Genomic DNA, 15,171 nt, shown 5'->3' with positions numbered 1-15,171 from the left:
GCTCGGGCTGCCGCGGGCTCCTCACTCGCGCCCCATGTCCCGGTGGACCACCACGGTCTCCACGCCCTCGGCGGCCAGGCGGGCGGCGAGCTTCTCGGACATCGCCACACTGCGGTGCTTGCCGCCCGTGCAGCCGACGGCGACCGTCACATAGCGCTTGCCCTCGCGGCGGTAGCCGGCGGCGATGAGCTGGAGCAGCTCGGTGTAGCGGTCGAGGAACTCCTTGGCGCCGGGCTGGTTGAAGACATAGCCGGACACCTCCTCGTTGAGGCCGGTGAAGGGGCGCAGCTCCGGGACCCAGTGCGGGTTGGGCAGGAAGCGGCAGTCGACGACGAGGTCGGCGTCGACCGGGAGGCCGTACTTGTAGCCGAAGGACATGACGGTGGCCCGCAGCTCGGGCTCCTCGCCGCCGGCGAACTGGGCGTCCATCTTGGCGCGCAGCTCGTGGACGTTGAGGCTGGAGGTGTCGATGACGAGGTCCGCGTCGCCGCGCAGCTCGCGCAGCAGGTCCCGCTCCGCGGCGATGCCGTCGACGATCCGGCCGGAGCCCTGCAGCGGATGCGGGCGGCGGACGGATTCGAAGCGCCGTACGAGGGCGTCGTCGGACGCCTCCAGGAAGATCACCCGGCGTCTGACGTTCTTGGCGGCCAGGTCGGCGAGCGACTGGCGGAGGCTGTCGAAGAAGCCGCGGCCGCGGACGTCGACGACGACCGCGATCCGGGCGACGTTCCCCTGGGAGCGCGCCCCCAGGTCCACCATGGTGGGGATCAGCGCCGGGGGGAGGTTGTCCACGACGAACCAGCCGAGGTCCTCCAGGCACTTCGCCGCGGTGCTGCGGCCGGCCCCGGACATGCCGGAGATGATGACCAGCTCGGGGATGGCGGCCGTGTCCGCCGCGTCCGCCGTGGTGCCCGTACTCACCTGAGCTTCTTCTCCTTCGTGGCCGTTCATGCTCGCTGCCCCCGTATCCCCGGCGGCGGGGAAGCCGCCGGCTCGTCCTCTTCCATCATCTCTCCGGTCGCGGTGTTCACCGCCGGAGCGGCCGGTGCGGCGCCGGCGAGCGCCGCGGCGACCTGCTCGGCCGTCCGGCGGCCGATCCCGGGCACCTCGCAGATCTGTTCGATCGTGGCGGCCCGGAGCCGTTTCACGGAGCCGAAGTGCTTCAGCAGCGCCTTGCGGCGGGTCTCGCCCAGCCCGGGTACCTCGGCCAGCGGCCCGGCACGCAGGCTCTTGCCCCGTTTGCTGCGCTGGTAGGCGATGGCGAAACGGTGTGCCTCGTCACGGACCCGCTGGAGGAGGTAGAGCCCCTCACTGGTGCGGGGCAGGACGACGGGGTCGTCCTCGCCGGGCAGCCAGACCTCCTCCAGGCGCTTGGCGAGGCCGCAGACGGCGACGTCGTCGACGCCGAGCTCGTCCAGGGCGCGCCGGGCCGCCGCGACCTGCGGCTGCCCGCCGTCGACCACGACGAGCTGCGGCGGGTAGGCGAACCGGCGGGGCCGGCCGGTCTCGGGGTCGACGGGGCCGCCCGGGAGGCCGGGCTCCGGAACCGCGCCGTCCGGGGCCGCCCCGTCCGCCCCGTCCGCCCCGTTCGCCCCGTTGCCCTCGGGGCCGTTCCCCGTCTCCTCGTCCCACTCGCCGGTCGCCATCTTCTCGCGCAGATAGCGGCGGAAGCGGCGGCCGATGACCTCGTGCATGGCGCGGACGTCGTCCTGGCCCGCGAAGCTCTTGATCTGGAAGCGGCGGTACTCGCTCTTGCGGGCGAGGCCGTCCTCGAAGACCACCATGGAGGCCACGACGTCCTCCCCCTGGAGGTGGGAGATGTCGAAGCACTCGATCCGCAGCGGCACGGAGTCCAGGCCGAGCGCCTCCGCGATCTCCTCCAGGGCCCGGGAGCGGGTGGTGAGGTCGGAGGCGCGTTTGGTCTTGTGGAGGACGAGCGCCTGCTGCGCGTTGCGCAGCACCGTCGCCATCAGGTCCTTCTTGTCGCCGCGCTGCGGTATCCGCAGGTCGACGCGGGAGCCGCGGCGCCCGGCGAGCCAGTCGGCGAGCGGCTCGACGGGATCGGGCAGCGCCGGGACCAGCACCTCGCGGGGGACGCCCTCGCCGCTCTCCTCCCCGTAGAGCTGCTGCAGGGCGTGCTCGACGAGGCCGGCGGTGTCGACGGCCTCGACCTTGTCGGTGACCCAGCCGCGCTGGCCGCGCACCCGGCCGCCGCGGACGTGGAAGATCTGGACGGCGGCCTCCAGTTCGTCCTCGGCGACGGCGATCAGATCGGCGTCGGTGGCGTCGGTGAGGACGACGGCGTTCTTCTCCATGGCCCGGCGGAGCGCTTCGATGTCGTCGCGGAGGCGGGCGGCCCGCTCATACTCCATCTCCTCGGCGGCCTCGCGCATCCACCGCTCCAGGCGCTGGAGGTAGGCGCCGGTGCGGCCGGCCATGAAGGCGCAGAAGTCCTCGGCGAGCTCGCGGTGCTCCTCCGCGCTCACCCGGCCGACGCAGGGGGCCGAGCACTTGCCGATGTAGCCGAGGAGACAGGGGCGGCCGATCTGCGCGGAGCGCTTGAACACACCGGCGGAGCAGGTGCGCACCGGGAAGACCCGCAGCATCAGGTCGACCGTCTCGCGGATGGCCCAGGCGTGGGCGTACGGGCCGAAGTAGCGCACGCCCTTCCGCTTGGGACCGCGCATCACCTGGACGCGGGGGAACTCCTCGTTCATCGTCACCGCGAGGGACGGATAGCTCTTGTCGTCGCGGTACTTGACGTTGAAGCGGGGGTCGAACTCCTTGATCCAGGAGTATTCGAGCTGGAGGGCCTCGACCTCGGTGGAGACCACCGTCCACTCCACCGACGCCGCGGTGGTGACCATGGTGCGGGTGCGCGGGTGGAGGCCCGCCAGGTCCTGGAAGTAGGAGGAGAGCCGCTGGCGGAGGCTCTTCGCCTTGCCGACGTAGATCACGCGGCGGTGCTCGTCACGGAATTTGTAGACCCCGGGCGAGTCGGGGATCTGTCCCGGCTTGGGTCGGTAACTGCTGGGGTCTGCCATGGCTCCACCCTACTGGCGTGGTAGGACACCGCCGCCTGTTCCCCGCCCCGGCGCGGGCGCCGCGCGCGGCGGGCTTTCCGGGGCTTCCGGGGGGTGTTGGCGGCTGCGGCGGGGCGGGGCGGGCCGCCACGGGGCTGGTGCTGCGGGCCCCTTCGGCCGCGGCTGGGTGCCGCGCCTCGGCCACGGCTCCCGGGCCGCCGCCGGATCCCGGTCCGGGCGCGGTCGCCGGCCGGCGTCCCGGCCCCTGCCGGCCGGTGCTCAGGCGTCCCCGCCGGCCACCAGCCTGCCGTCCCGCACGGAGACCGGGACGGCTGGCAGCGCCTTGGTGGCCGGGCCGCGCAGCGCCTTGCCGGTCTCGGCGTCGAAGCGGCTGCCGTGGCAGGCGCAGTCCGCGCCGGTGCCCTCGACGGCGCTCAGCACACAGCGCTGGTGGGTGCAGACGGCGCTGAACGCCTTGTACTCGTCCTCGGCCGGCCGGCTGACGAGCAACCGCTGCTCCCGGTAGAGCCTGGCGCCGCCGACGGGAACCTCGTCGGCGGCTCCGAGGTCGACCGGCGCGGAGGGGGCCTCCCCGCCGCCGGTCCCGCCGCCGCCACCGCCGTCGCCGCACGCCGTGAGCCCGGCCCCGGCGGCACCGGCGAGCGCGGCTCCACGGAGCAGGGTGCGGCGGGAGGCCGCGGGCTGGCTGGTCATGGGAACCCCCTGGTCGGAGCGTGGTGCGGGTGGCGCCGGCGGCCGGACGCCACGGGCCGGGCCGGTGGTCCGGCGCCGGTCGCGGCGGGCGGATGCCGCTGTCCCCGAACCCTACCGGCGGCCCGTCGGCGCAGCCGGCCGCCCCGCCCTCCCCGGGCGCCGGGCCGGACGGGCCGGGACGCCGGACGGGCGCGGGGCACGCGGGACCGTGGACGCACCGGCCCGCCCCGGGCGAGGATGGGACATGTGATCGTCATAGCCGGTGAAGCCCTGATCGACCTCGTTCCGTCCGCCCCTCCGGAGCCCTCGCCCCCGGGCTCCGGGCCCGGCGGGCTGCCCGCCCTGGCCCCCCGGCTCGGCGGCGGGCCGTTCAACACCGCCCTGGCCCTGGGCCGGCTCGGTGCCCGGGCCGCGTTCTGCTCGCGGGTGTCCTCCGACCGTTTCGGTACGGAGCTGCTGCGCGCCCTGCGCGCGGACGGGGTGGACACCGCGCTGGTGCAGCGCGGGCCGGAGCCCACGACGCTCGCGGTCGCGGAGATCGGCGCCGACGGCTCGGCCGGCTACCGCTTCTACGCCGAGGGGACGGCGGACCGGCTGTTCGAGCTGCCCGGCCCCCTGCCCCCGGACACCCGGGCCCTGTCGCTGGGCACCTGCTCTCTCGTGCTGGAGCCGGGCGCGAGCGCGTACGAGGCGCTGCTGCGGCGGGAGGCGGCGCGGGGCGTCCTCACGGCGCTGGACCCCAATATCCGGGCGGAGCTGATCCCCGACGCGGACGCCTACCGGGCGCGGTTCCGGTCCTGGCTGCCCTCGGTCGGACTGGTGAAGCTGTCGGTGGAGGACGCGGAGTGGCTGGGCGGGGATCCGCGCGCGTGGCTGGAGGCCGGCCCGGACGCCGTGGTGCTGACGCGGGGCGGGGACGGGCTGACGGTGCTGACCCGGGACGGCGAGTGGTCGGTGCCGGCCGAGCCGGTCGAGGTGGTGGACACGATCGGCGCCGGCGACACCGTGAACGCCGCGCTGCTGCACCGGCTGGACGCGCACGGTGCCCTGGTCCGGGGCGGCCCGCGGCGGCTCTCCGGCGAGGAGTGGCGGGACGTCCTGGCGTACGCCTCCCGGGCGGCGGCGGTCACCTGCTCCCGGGCGGGCGCCCGGCCGCCGTACGCGGAGGAACTCACCGGCCGGCCCTGAGCTGCCGGCCCGGGCGGGGCGGCGCGCCGGGCGGGCGCCGGAAGGACCCGGGTCCGGGAGGCGGGTGCCGGGCGCGGAGAGCCCGGAGCACAGCACGGCACGGCGCCCCCGGCCCGGCGCCGCGCGGAGAAGCGCGGAGCGGGGCCGGGGGCGCCGTCGTCAACCCGGCTGGACGGCCCCCTACCGCACGGCCGCCGCCGTCACTTCGCGGCCGCCGCGACCCGCTTGCGTGCCCCGGAGCGCTTCTTCGCGGCCGGAACGGGGGCGTCGCTCACCGTGTCCAGGATGTCGCGGAGGAACTTGCCGGTGTGGCTCGCGGGCACCGCGGCGACCTGCTCGGGTGTGCCCTCGGCCACCACCAGGCCGCCGCCGTTGCCGCCCTCCGGGCCCATGTCGACGACCCAGTCCGCGGTCTTGATCACATCGAGGTTGTGCTCGATGACGATCACCGTGTTGCCCTTCTCCACCAGCCCGGAGAGCACCGTGATCAGCTTGCTGATGTCCTCGAAGTGCAGCCCGGTGGTGGGCTCGTCCAGCACGTAGACCGTGCGGCCGGTGGAGCGCTTCTGCAGCTCGCTGGCGAGCTTCACCCGCTGGGCCTCGCCGCCGGAGAGGGTCGGCGCCGGCTGACCGAGGCGGACGTAGCCGAGCCCCACCTCGTGGAGCGTGCGCAGATGGCGGGAGATCCTCGGCACCGCCTCGAAGAAGTCGAGTGCCTCCTCGATCGGCATGTCCAGGACCTCGGAGATGGACTTGCCCTTGTAGTGGACCTCCAGCGTCTCCCGGTTGTAGCGCGCGCCGTGGCAGACCTCGCACGGGACGTACACGTCCGGGAGGAAGTTCATCTCGATCTTGATCGTGCCGTCGCCGGAGCAGTTCTCGCAGCGTCCGCCCTTGACGTTGAAGGAGAAGCGGCCCGGCTGGTAGCCGCGGACCTTGGCCTCCATCGTCTCCGCGAAGAGCTTGCGGATGTTGTCGAAGACACCGGTGTACGTGGCCGGGTTGGACCGCGGGGTGCGGCCGATGGGCGACTGGTCGACATGGACGACCTTGTCGACGAGGTCGTCGCCCTCGACCCGGGTGTGCCGGCCGGGCACGGACTTGGCGCCGTTGAGCTCGCGCGCCAGGTGCGTGTAGAGGATGTCGTTGACCAGGGTGGACTTGCCGGAGCCGGAGACGCCCGTGACGGCGGTGAACACACCCAGCGGGAAGGAGACGTCGATGTCCTGGAGGTTGTTCTCCCGCGCGCCGTGCACGGTCAGCTGCCGGGCCGGGTCCACCGGGCGCCGGCTCGCGGGCAGCGGGATGGACTTCTTGCCGGACAGGTACTGGCCGGTCGCCGACTCCGCGTTGGCCAGCAGCTCCGCCAGCGGCCCGCTGTGCACCACATGGCCGCCGTGCTCGCCGGCGCCGGGGCCGATGTCCACCACCCAGTCCGCGGTCTTGATGGTGTCCTCGTCGTGCTCGACGACGATGAGGGTGTTGCCGAGGTCGCGCAGCCGGACCAGGGTCTCGATCAGCCGGTGGTTGTCGCGCTGGTGGAGCCCGATGGACGGCTCGTCGAGGACGTAGAGCACGCCGACCAGACCGGAGCCGATCTGGGTGGCGAGCCGGATGCGCTGGGCCTCGCCTCCGGAGAGGGTGCCCGCGGCGCGGTTGAGGGAGAGGTAGTCGAGGCCGACGTCCACGAGAAAGCGCAGCCGCTCGTTGACCTCCTTGAGCACCCGCTCGGCGATCGTCTTCTCGCGGTCGCTGAGCTTCATCTCCCGGAGGAAGTCCGCGCAGTCGCTGATGGACATCGCGGCGACCTCGGCGATGGAGCGCCCCTGGACCGTGACCGCGAGGACGATCGGCTTGAGCCGGGTGCCCTCGCAGGCCGGGCAGGGCACCTCGCGCATATAGCCCTCGAAGCGCTCACGGCTGCTGTCGGTCTCCGCCTCGCCGTGCCGGCGGCGGACGAAGGGCACCGCCCCCTCGAAGGCGGTGGTGTACGCCCGCTCGCGGCCGTAGCGGTTGCGGTAGCGCACCTCGATCTGCGTGCGGTGGCCGTGCAGCAGGGCCTTCTTGGCGCGCTGGGGCAGCCCGGCCCAGGGGATGTCGGTACGGAAGCCGAGGGCGTCGGCGAGGGCGTCGATCAGCCGGCCGAAGTACTCCTTGCTGTGCCCGTGCGACCAGGGGTGCAGGGCGCCCTCGTCGAGGGACTTCTCCTCGTCCGGGACGACCAGCTCCGGGTCGACCTCCATGCGGGTGCCGATGCCGGTGCACTCGGGGCAGGCGCCGAAGGGCGAGTTGAAGGAGAAGGAGCGGGGCTCCAGCTCCTCGAAGGAGAGGTCGTCGTGGGGGCAGTACAGGTGCTCGGAGTACATCCGCTCGCGCTCGGGGTCGTCCTCGGGGAGGTCGACGAAGTCGAGGACGACCATGCCGCCGGAGAGCCCGAGGGCGGTCTCGACCGAGTCCGTCAGCCGCCGCTTGGCGCCGGCCTTGACGGTGAGGCGGTCGACGACCACCTCGATGGTGTGCTTCTCCTGCTTCTTGAGCTTCGGCGGATCGCTGAGCTGGACGGTGGTGCCGTCCACCCGGGCGCGGCTGTAGCCCTTGGTCTGCAGGTCGGAGAAGAGGTCGGCGAACTCGCCCTTGCGCTCCCGGACCAGCGGGGAGAGCACCTGGAAGCGGCTGCCCTCGGGCAGCTCCAGCACCTTGTCGACGATCGCCTGCGGCGACTGCCGGGCGATGGGGCGGCCGCACTGGGGGCAGTGCGGCTTGCCGATCCGGGCGAAGAGGAGCCGGAGGTAGTCGTAGACCTCGGTGATGGTGCCGACCGTGGAGCGCGGATTGCGCGAGGTCGACTTCTGGTCGATGGAGACGGCCGGGGAGAGGCCCTCGATGAAGTCGACGTCGGGCTTGTCCATCTGCCCGAGGAACTGCCGTGCGTAGGAGGAGAGCGACTCGACGTAGCGGCGCTGGCCCTCCGCGAAGATCGTGTCGAACGCGAGGGAGGACTTGCCCGAACCCGACAGCCCGGTGAAGACCACGAGGGCGTCGCGGGGCAGGTCGAGGGAGACGTTCTTGAGGTTGTGCTCGCGAGCGCCACGAACGATGAGACGGTCGGCCACGCCGGTCGGCACCTTTCTTGAGAAAGCGACGGGGGTGCGGTGCGGAGCCCCGGACCCAGGGTAATGGGGCGTGCCACGGCGGTGTCCCGGCGATGGGACACGGCTTCGGGGCCGATCCGAGCCTATCGCACGCATTTTCGATTACTGTCGGCCGGCTGCTTCTTCCGTCCTCTCGTCCGCCACCTCTCCCGCCGCTTCCCACGGCGGCTCGATACCGACCACACCCCCGGCTCGTGACGATAGCGTCGGGGTATGACAACCGATCTCGCGCGCGACCTCACGGCGGTCCGCGAGGCCACGGAACGGCTGCTCACCGCGGTCCGCGGGCTGGACGACGCAGCCGTCGCCGCACCGTCCCGGCTGCCGGGCTGGACCCGCGGTCACGTGCTGACCCATCTGGCGCGCAACGCCGACGCGCTCGTCAACGTGCTCGTCTCGGCCCGCACCGGCGAGCGCATCCCCATGTACCCGGACGAACAAGCGCGGGACGCCGCGATCGGGGACGGCGCCGGCCGGCCGCTCGCCGTCCAGCTCGACGATCTGGAGAGGAGCTCTTCCGCTTTCAACGACGCGGCGGCCGCACTTCATTCCGGTGACTGGTCCCGCACCGTGGAACTCCGGGGCGGGGCGACCGGTCTCGCCGTGGACATGCCCTTCCGGCGGCTCGCCGAGGTGGAGCTGCACCACGTCGATCTGGGCATCGGCCGCGAGATCGCCGATCTGCCGGGCTTCTTCACCGACGGGCTGCTGGCGCAGGTCGCCGGTGGGCGTTTCGCGGGCCGGGAGGACGTACCGGCCCTGATCGTCGCCGCCTCCGGTGCACACGGCGGGCGCGAGTGGCGCACCGGCCGGCCCGGCGGGGACCCCCTGCGGGTCTCCGGCTCCCCCGCCGCCCTGCTGGGCTGGCTGACCGGCCGCGAGGCCGGTACGGGACTCGACGCGGGCGGCTCCCCGCTTCCCTCCCTTCCCCCACTAGGCTGATCCCATGACGTACAGCGGAGCGGTGAAGGTCGGCGGACCGGCCGATGTGCACGAACTGACGGACCTGATGATCTCCAAGGTGGCGGTGGGGCCCCTGGAGAACAACGCCTATCTGCTCCGCTGCCGGGCCACCGACGCCCAGTTGCTGATCGACGCGGCGGACGAGCCGCACACCCTCCTCCAGCTGATCGGTGACGGTGGTCTCGCCGGGGTGGTCACCACCCACCAGCACGGTGACCACTGGCAGGCCCTGGCCGAGGTCGTGGCGGCGACCGGGGCCCGGACCCACGCCGGCCGGTACGACGCCGCGGGCATTCCGGTCTCCACGGACGTGCTGGTGGACGACGGGGACACCATCCACTTCGGCCGGATCGGCCTCACCGCCCGCCATCTCACCGGGCACACCCCCGGCAGCATCGCCCTGGTCTACGACGACCCGCACGGGCACCCGCACGTCTTCACCGGCGACTGCCTCTTCCCCGGCGGTCCCGGCCGGACAACACGGCCTGAGGAGTTCAACTCCCTCATGCAGGACCTGGAGGCGAAGGTGTTCGGCGTCCTGCCGGATGAGACCTGGGTCTACCCCGGCCACGGCAACGACACCACCCTTGGCGCCGAGCGCCCCCATCTGCCCGAGTGGCGGGCCCGCGGCTGGTAGCCGTCCAACGCGACTACTTCCGTACGGGCGGGCCGCACCCGCGCGCCGTGCGGCCCCTCCTGGTAGGTGGGTGGTGTCAGTTTTCCCGCAGGGTGTGTCAGGTCACAGCACTCGCACCGGCTCTACGTCGATCGGGAGCGGTCGCGTCCCCATGTGCGGCCCGGCGCGCTCCAGGTCGACCAGGAGGTGAATCTCGTCGTCCTCGTAGGGCCAGCGGGCCACGGCTCCGTCAGTGAGCAGGTGCGCGAAGGTGCGGCTCGGCAGGGTGTAGCCCACTTCCACCGGGACCGAGGACGGGCGCACCTCGAACGGCGCCTGAATGGCCCCGTGGAGTACGTGCGTGCCCAGGACTGGCACGGCAGTGCTGCGCCACGTCGTGACCGGCTCGGTCCACTCCAGAAGGCCGTCAGAGTCGGCCCCGTGCTGGGTCATGTTCAGATGGGCCACGAACGGTGCCGGGAGTCCCTGGAGGCGGGCGGCGTTGCCCGTACGGTCGGCGTCCGCTCCGGGGGACGCTCCGACCCGGATACGGCGGCGGGCGACCTTTCCGTAGGCGAGCCGGGTCATGACGCTTGCGAACGCGGCGACCTGGTGCGGCGGCCAGGAGCCGGGCCGGGCCGGTGTCTGCCCGATCATGGCGGCGAGCCAGCCGGGAAAGCGTCCGTCGCGCAGCCGGGCGGCCACGGCGTGCAGGTGCTTCGCATGGTCGGGGTCGGCCAGCATGTCGGCCAGCTCATCCTCGGCGACGTCCTCATGGATGGTGCGCCCCACTGAGGTCTCCTGTCTGGTCTGGTGGCGGTGGTCAGGTGAGGCCAGCGGTGGCGTTGTCCTCCCAGCCGTCGACCCGCTGGAAGTAGCCGTTCATGGAGCGGGAGTGCCGGGCCCATCCGCCCTGGTCCGCGATCGTCACGGCGTCCTTCCCGCGCTTGCGGGCGGTGGTGGCCAGGCCGATGCGGAGGCTGTGGCCGGTCCAGGCGAGGGGGACCCCGGCGCGGACGCTGGTCCGCTTGACGGCCCGGGTCACGCTGTCCGGGACCATGCCGCCGGTGACGTTGCCGTGCCGGTCGACGCCGACGAACGCGGGCGCGGTCGGCTCCGACCAGCGCGGCGCGGCCTCGGCGGCCAGGCGCGCCCGGTACGCCTTCCACGCCTCCACGGGGCAGACCTCCGGGTCGTCCTGATAGTTGATCTTCGCGTCCCGGACGGAGTGCTTCGTCTTGCCGGTGAGCACCGACACGACCAGGCCGCGCGGCGTCAGGGTGACGTCTCCGGCGAGGAGGCCGGCGGGGTCCTGGGCGCGCGAGGCGTAGTGGAAGCCGGTCAGGATGAGCGCCCGGTCCCGAGCCCCGGCGAGAGTGTCGGGGCAGGCCCGCACCACCCGGTACAGGTCGGGCACCTCGGCCGCGGCCGCCTGGCCCCGCCCGCGCCGTTCCCCGGCCTTGAGGAGTTCCACGGCGGCGGCCTCCAGCGTCGCCCGGGCCTGTGCCTGGTCGTCCCGGCTCACCTCCGCGCCCCGGCGGCGCAGCTCCACGACGGCCCCGGCGAGGATCGTCCCGGCCGACGAGGAGGCGTAGCCCTTCCCGTCCGTCCGGCCCCGGTCGAGCAGCCACACGACGAACGCCACCAGGGCGCCGCGCGTGGCCTCCAGCACGGGGAACTCCTGGTCGGCGCAGAACCGCGTCCAGACGCGCCACGCCTTCGCGTACGTGTCCGTCGTGTTCGCCGGCCGTAGCCGCCGCTGGACCGCGTCGGCGAAGTCCTCCGCGTCCGCGAGGCGCTGCGCGACCTCCACGCCGTGGCGCTGCGCCCACTGGACGACCAGGGCGGGGCGCTCTTCGTCGGCGACCGGAAGCGCCGAAAACTGCACGTCGTCGTTCACGCCTGCTCCGCCCGGTCCAGGAGCGCGGTGAGCTGAGCCAGTGAGATGGGCGCATGGTCGCCCGGGCCGCCGTACTGCACCGAGCCCAGCCCCAGGGCTGCCAGACGTGCACTGGCTTGCGCCCACGCCTCGCGCTGAGCGGGCTCTAGCCATCGGGTGCTGATGCGCCGGCGGGGAATCGGGACCAGGCACAGCCATACCGAGGAGTGCCCGCGCCCCGGCCCGGTCTCCTTCGCGCGGCGGGTGAGTTCGGCACCGGCTTCCTCTGGGTCTTCGGGGAGCGGCTCCCACGGGTACTCGAGCAGCGCCGCCCCATCCGGTTCGGGGTCAGTGGGAGACCAGTACAGGCAGGCGACCCCGTAGTTGGTGTCCCAGGAGGAACCCGGGGTGTCACCGGCGTTGTCGAGCCGCCATACGAAACCCGAGCGGTCCCGGGACGACGTTGAACTCCAGCGGCGTGCGTCGAGGACTCGGACGGGCCACGGCTGGCCCTCTGTGAACAGGTCTGCGACGGCGTACAGAACGTCGGTCCGCAACTCACCCATCGAGCGGTCTCCTCCGGTCTTGGCGTCGGATAAGGAGAGGTTATCCGTCGTCAGACGGGGACATGCGGGAACACGCGGACCCACGGGGGGACATGAGGACCGGAAGAACGGGGCTGTGACGCGAGACACAACTTGTTCCGAAGTGGTGCCGACTCCGCCCGGGATCTGGTGCTCTAGAGCCGCACAACCGAAAGACCTCCGCCCCTCCCTCACCGGAAGGGTGGTTGTCCTCGTGTTGGCCCACGCTCCTGGGAGCAGTGGGCCTTTCTGCTTATTTAGGCCTGTTCCCCTTCCGGGAGCAGGCCTTATCTGGTTTCTGGAGCCCGCCGCGCAGACTCTTGGCGGAGATTCGGCGGGCTCCCCGGTAGCCCGAAGGGGGCCCGTGCCTTGAAGGGTCACATGGATCTGACCGCCATTGTGTTCCTCGCGATCGGCGGCGCTGTCGCGTATATCGCCTACCAGGACGCCCAGCTCGGATCAGCGCTGCTGGTTGGAGCGGGGGTGGTCACGCTGCTCTATCTCCTGCTGAGGCACCAGCCATGACCATCCCCGAGGGCGCTGTGCTACCGGTGACGCGGCGCCCTCGCTAGGACCTCCGCCAGGACCACGCCCGTCACCGGGTCGCGGTGCGTGGGCACGTACAGCGCCCAGTCCTGGTTTCCGATCGTCATCCAGTCGCCGAACCACGGGCCCGGCGTCGTCACCAGCTCGCGCCCGGCGAGGGGACCGCCCACGAATCGCACCTTCACGTCAGGACCTCCGATCGGGCGGGCACCTCCCGCCTTCACCTCATAGGTGGGGAACGGGGCCAGGAGGACAGCAAAGGGACCCCGGACGGGGCAGGGCGCGCCCGGGCGGAGGAGACGCCCGGGCCGCCGCCCGGGTGTAGTCCTTCCGCAGCGTCCTGTAGCCCCGGGCCGAGCTGTCGTGGCGGGTGTTGTGGCGCGGCACGTCAGGCGCCGGGGTCCTCGTCGGGGAGGTCGTCCAGGAGCGCGGCGAGCTGGCCGGCATCGGCTGCTGTCACGTCCTCCAGCTCCGTCCAGTCGGCGGCGGCCACGACGTCCAGCAGCTCCGTCAGGTCCTCCGGGTCGACGCCGAACCGGGCGTGTGCCCACGCGGTGAACTCCTCATCGGTGACCTCGGGCAGCGGCCGGTCGGACGGTGCCCCGGGCGTCTCCTGGCGAGCCCTGGAGACCGCCGGGGCCGCCGTGCGGGCCTTGAGGTCTTCCAGGGGCGGGAGCGCGGCGAGGGCGGCCGCCAGAGCCTCCGCGCCTCCCTCTTGGTGCCAGAGCTCCGCTCCGCGCCGCGCCCATGTCCATGCGGTCGACGGCGACACCCGGTAGGCCCGGGCGATGTGCCGGTACGGGAGGCCGGCGGCTGCCAGGACCGCGACCGTGCGCACGTGGTCCCGGTCGGCCTCCTCCTCCTGGCGCTGCGCCTCGTCCAGCTCCTCGCGCGTGGGGCGGCCGTCGAGGATGGCGGCGAACACGGCCCGGGGCCGCTCGTGCTCGGGTACCAGGCGCTCGAACAGGTCGGCCGCGGTGAGAGGCGCGCGGCGGATCTCCTCGGCGACGGCGAGCTTCCACGGCCAGTAGACCTCTGCGTACCAGCGTTCCCGGCGGGCCCGGCGCTCCTCGGGCGGGACGTCGGGGTCGGCCTTCGGCGGCCGGGGTGCCCAGCGCTGCCGCAGCGGCCACGGGTGCAGGGCGCCCCCGTCGACGCGCCACAGGGTGGTCACCTCCGGGTCGTGCGGGTCCTGGACGGCGTAGGTGCCGTCAGGAAGGCGCGGGAGAACGGGACGGGCGGCGAGCTGCGCAGCGGACGCCATGGCGCTCCTCCTGGTTCGTTGTGTCCTTGTTCGCATCCCTTGTCACCCAGTGAGCGAACGCTCAGGGGGTGGCCGGGCCTGGTCGGGGGACGTGGGCGGGTGGGCCGTAGTGGGGCGGTGTACGGGCGTAGAGGGGCCGGGAGGGCCCCGTAGAGGGTCTGCAGAGGTCCGGCGGGCGGGCCGTAGCGGGGTGCTGGTGCCCGCCCACGGACAGGACGTCAGGAGGCGAGGGTGAACGCGGAGCCGGGGCCGGGGCCCTCGTCCTGGTCGTTGTCCTCCGGGCCCTGGTCGTCGTCCTCGTCGGGGGCGGGGGGCGTCTGGTTCACCGGGGGCCGGCCTTTCCCGCCGGGCGGGCGGAGGGCGCGATACGGGACCGCTGGAACTCCTCCGCCCGGGCGTGGAGGTCGGCGGCCGCGGCCTGCAAGGCGTCCCGGGGGATCCAGGCGAACGGTTCGGCCGGTAGTGCTGTCCCCTGGGGTGCGTCGTGCCACGCGGTGATGCCGTGGTGCAGGGCGGCGGCCTCCAGCCATCCGGAGCGGTAGCCGGTGGTGTGCCACTCGCGCGGCAGCTGTAGGGCGGCGTACAGGGCGGAGGCGGCGCGGGACCACGGGTTGCGGCCGCGCGGCTGGAGGTCCCAGCAGCCGAGGCAGAGGTGCCCGGACACATGGACATCCGCGCGTAGTGTCCGCTCCGGGACGCCGTGGGCACCGCACAGCCAGCACCGGGAGCTCTCGGGGCGGCGGGTCCCGGCGATGCGGTCGGCGGCGGTGGGGCGGGCGGCTTTCACGGGACGGTGTCCTCTCTTCGGATGGCGGTGAGTGGTCGGCGGCCGTGGACCGCTCGGGGACGGCGGCGGTCAGACGGACGCCGTGGTGTCCCCAATTGGGGACATGCCGGGGTGGCGGCGCTCCAGCTCGGAGCGGTGGATGCGGACCCGGTGACCGGTCGGTCCGAGGCGCCGCACGCGCATCGTCGAGTCCGCGGCGATCCAGCGGGAGACGGTCTTGGGGTGGACCTGGAGGGCGTCCGCGAACTGCTGGCGGGTCAGCCACTCCGGGCCGTGGTTGTCGGTGCCCACGGGGGCCTCCTTCTGCCGTGGTGGACGTGCCGTCTTCGTGCGGTCCCACACGGGGACGGCCGGGAGCAGCGGGGCAGTGTGCCACACCTCGCGACAGGCGGGGACGCACAAAAAAGGGGCCCCCGGCCGCTCCCTCGCGTGGAGGGGCAGCCGGGGGCCAGGGA

General features: G+C 73.2%; 15 protein-coding genes. 4 read left to right on the top strand and 11 right to left on the bottom strand.

The genetic code is table 11. From position 1 onward, the window contains the following. Positions 1–21 precede the first annotated feature (21 nt). The 3 genes from rapZ to LIX60_RS25485 form a co-directional block, all read right to left on the bottom strand. Positions 22–951, bottom strand: a complete 930-nt coding sequence (gene rapZ, locus LIX60_RS25495) for an RNase adapter RapZ (RefSeq protein ID WP_095757550.1) — start codon at positions 949–951, stop codon at positions 22–24. Beyond that, positions 948–3,044 (bottom strand): excinuclease ABC subunit UvrC, encoded by a 2,097-nt coding sequence (gene uvrC, locus LIX60_RS25490; RefSeq protein WP_227960962.1) that lies wholly within the window; start codon positions 3,042–3,044, stop codon positions 948–950. Before uvrC ends, rapZ begins: the two co-directional genes overlap by 4 nt. Before the next feature lie 258 nt (positions 3,045–3,302). Continuing rightward, entirely contained in the window at positions 3,303–3,737 is a 435-nt protein-coding gene (locus tag LIX60_RS25485; protein WP_227960960.1) for a Rieske (2Fe-2S) protein, read from the bottom strand. 246 nt (positions 3,738–3,983) lie between these two features. On the opposite strand from LIX60_RS25485, the gene LIX60_RS25480 reads away from it, so the two are divergent. After that, a complete protein-coding gene (locus LIX60_RS25480; RefSeq protein ID WP_227960958.1) occupies positions 3,984–4,925 on the top strand; it encodes a carbohydrate kinase in 942 nt (313 codons plus the stop codon). Positions 4,926–5,125: 200 nt separating this feature from the next. Here the strand turns inward: LIX60_RS25480 and uvrA are convergent, their stop codons facing one another. Further along, positions 5,126–8,038, bottom strand: a complete 2,913-nt coding sequence (uvrA, locus tag LIX60_RS25475) for an excinuclease ABC subunit UvrA (RefSeq protein WP_227960956.1) — start codon at positions 8,036–8,038, stop codon at positions 5,126–5,128. Positions 8,039–8,290: 252 nt separating this feature from the next. Between uvrA and LIX60_RS25470 the strand changes: the two genes are divergently transcribed. Next, complete coding sequence (locus LIX60_RS25470) at positions 8,291–9,019, top strand: maleylpyruvate isomerase family mycothiol-dependent enzyme (RefSeq protein ID WP_227960953.1); 729 nt, start codon at positions 8,291–8,293, stop codon at positions 9,017–9,019. Between the two features lie 4 nt (positions 9,020–9,023). Further along, positions 9,024–9,677, top strand: coding sequence for an MBL fold metallo-hydrolase (locus LIX60_RS25465; protein WP_227960951.1), 654 nt, complete (start codon positions 9,024–9,026; stop codon positions 9,675–9,677). A 102-nt stretch (positions 9,678–9,779) separates the two neighbouring features. Here LIX60_RS25465 and LIX60_RS25460 read toward each other — a convergent pair whose 3' ends face one another. Genes LIX60_RS25460 through LIX60_RS25450 form a run of 3 tightly spaced genes read right to left on the bottom strand, consistent with a single transcriptional unit; the run spans position 9,780 to position 12,101 of the window. Beyond that, positions 9,780–10,448, bottom strand: coding sequence for a hypothetical protein (locus LIX60_RS25460; RefSeq protein WP_227960949.1), 669 nt, complete (start codon positions 10,446–10,448; stop codon positions 9,780–9,782). 31 nt (positions 10,449–10,479) lie between these two features. Then, complete coding sequence (locus LIX60_RS25455) at positions 10,480–11,556, bottom strand: integrase (protein WP_227960947.1); 1,077 nt, start codon at positions 11,554–11,556, stop codon at positions 10,480–10,482. After that, on the bottom strand, positions 11,553–12,101 hold the full coding sequence (locus LIX60_RS25450; RefSeq protein WP_227960945.1) for a hypothetical protein: 549 nt from the start codon (positions 12,099–12,101) through the stop codon (positions 11,553–11,555). The genes LIX60_RS25455 and LIX60_RS25450 overlap by 4 nt, the downstream gene beginning before the upstream one ends. A gap of 399 nt (positions 12,102–12,500) precedes the next feature. On the opposite strand from LIX60_RS25450, the gene LIX60_RS25445 reads away from it, so the two are divergent. Then, positions 12,501–12,644, top strand: a complete 144-nt coding sequence (locus LIX60_RS25445; protein ID WP_227960943.1) for a hypothetical protein — start codon at positions 12,501–12,503, stop codon at positions 12,642–12,644. A 20-nt stretch (positions 12,645–12,664) separates the two neighbouring features. Here LIX60_RS25445 and LIX60_RS25440 read toward each other — a convergent pair whose 3' ends face one another. The 4 genes from LIX60_RS25440 to LIX60_RS25425 form a co-directional block, all read right to left on the bottom strand. Further along, positions 12,665–12,835, bottom strand: coding sequence for a hypothetical protein (locus LIX60_RS25440; RefSeq protein ID WP_227960941.1), 171 nt, complete (start codon positions 12,833–12,835; stop codon positions 12,665–12,667). A gap of 218 nt (positions 12,836–13,053) precedes the next feature. Then, complete coding sequence (locus LIX60_RS25435; protein ID WP_227960939.1) at positions 13,054–13,929, bottom strand: helix-turn-helix domain-containing protein; 876 nt, start codon at positions 13,927–13,929, stop codon at positions 13,054–13,056. A gap of 322 nt (positions 13,930–14,251) precedes the next feature. After that, a complete protein-coding gene (locus LIX60_RS25430; RefSeq protein WP_227960937.1) occupies positions 14,252–14,716 on the bottom strand; it encodes a hypothetical protein in 465 nt (154 codons plus the stop codon). 69 nt (positions 14,717–14,785) lie between these two features. Continuing rightward, positions 14,786–15,007 (bottom strand): helix-turn-helix domain-containing protein, encoded by a 222-nt coding sequence (locus LIX60_RS25425; RefSeq protein WP_227960935.1) that lies wholly within the window; start codon positions 15,005–15,007, stop codon positions 14,786–14,788. Between the last annotated feature and the right edge of the window lie 164 nt (positions 15,008–15,171).

Origin of the sequence: Streptomyces sp. S07_1.15 (genome assembly GCF_020739505.1) — a bacterium.
Classification (GTDB): domain Bacteria; phylum Actinomycetota; class Actinomycetes; order Streptomycetales; family Streptomycetaceae; genus Streptomyces; species Streptomyces xinghaiensis.
The sequence above is the reverse complement of the archived record's forward strand: the minus strand, read 5'-3'. Positions and strand labels throughout refer to the sequence as shown.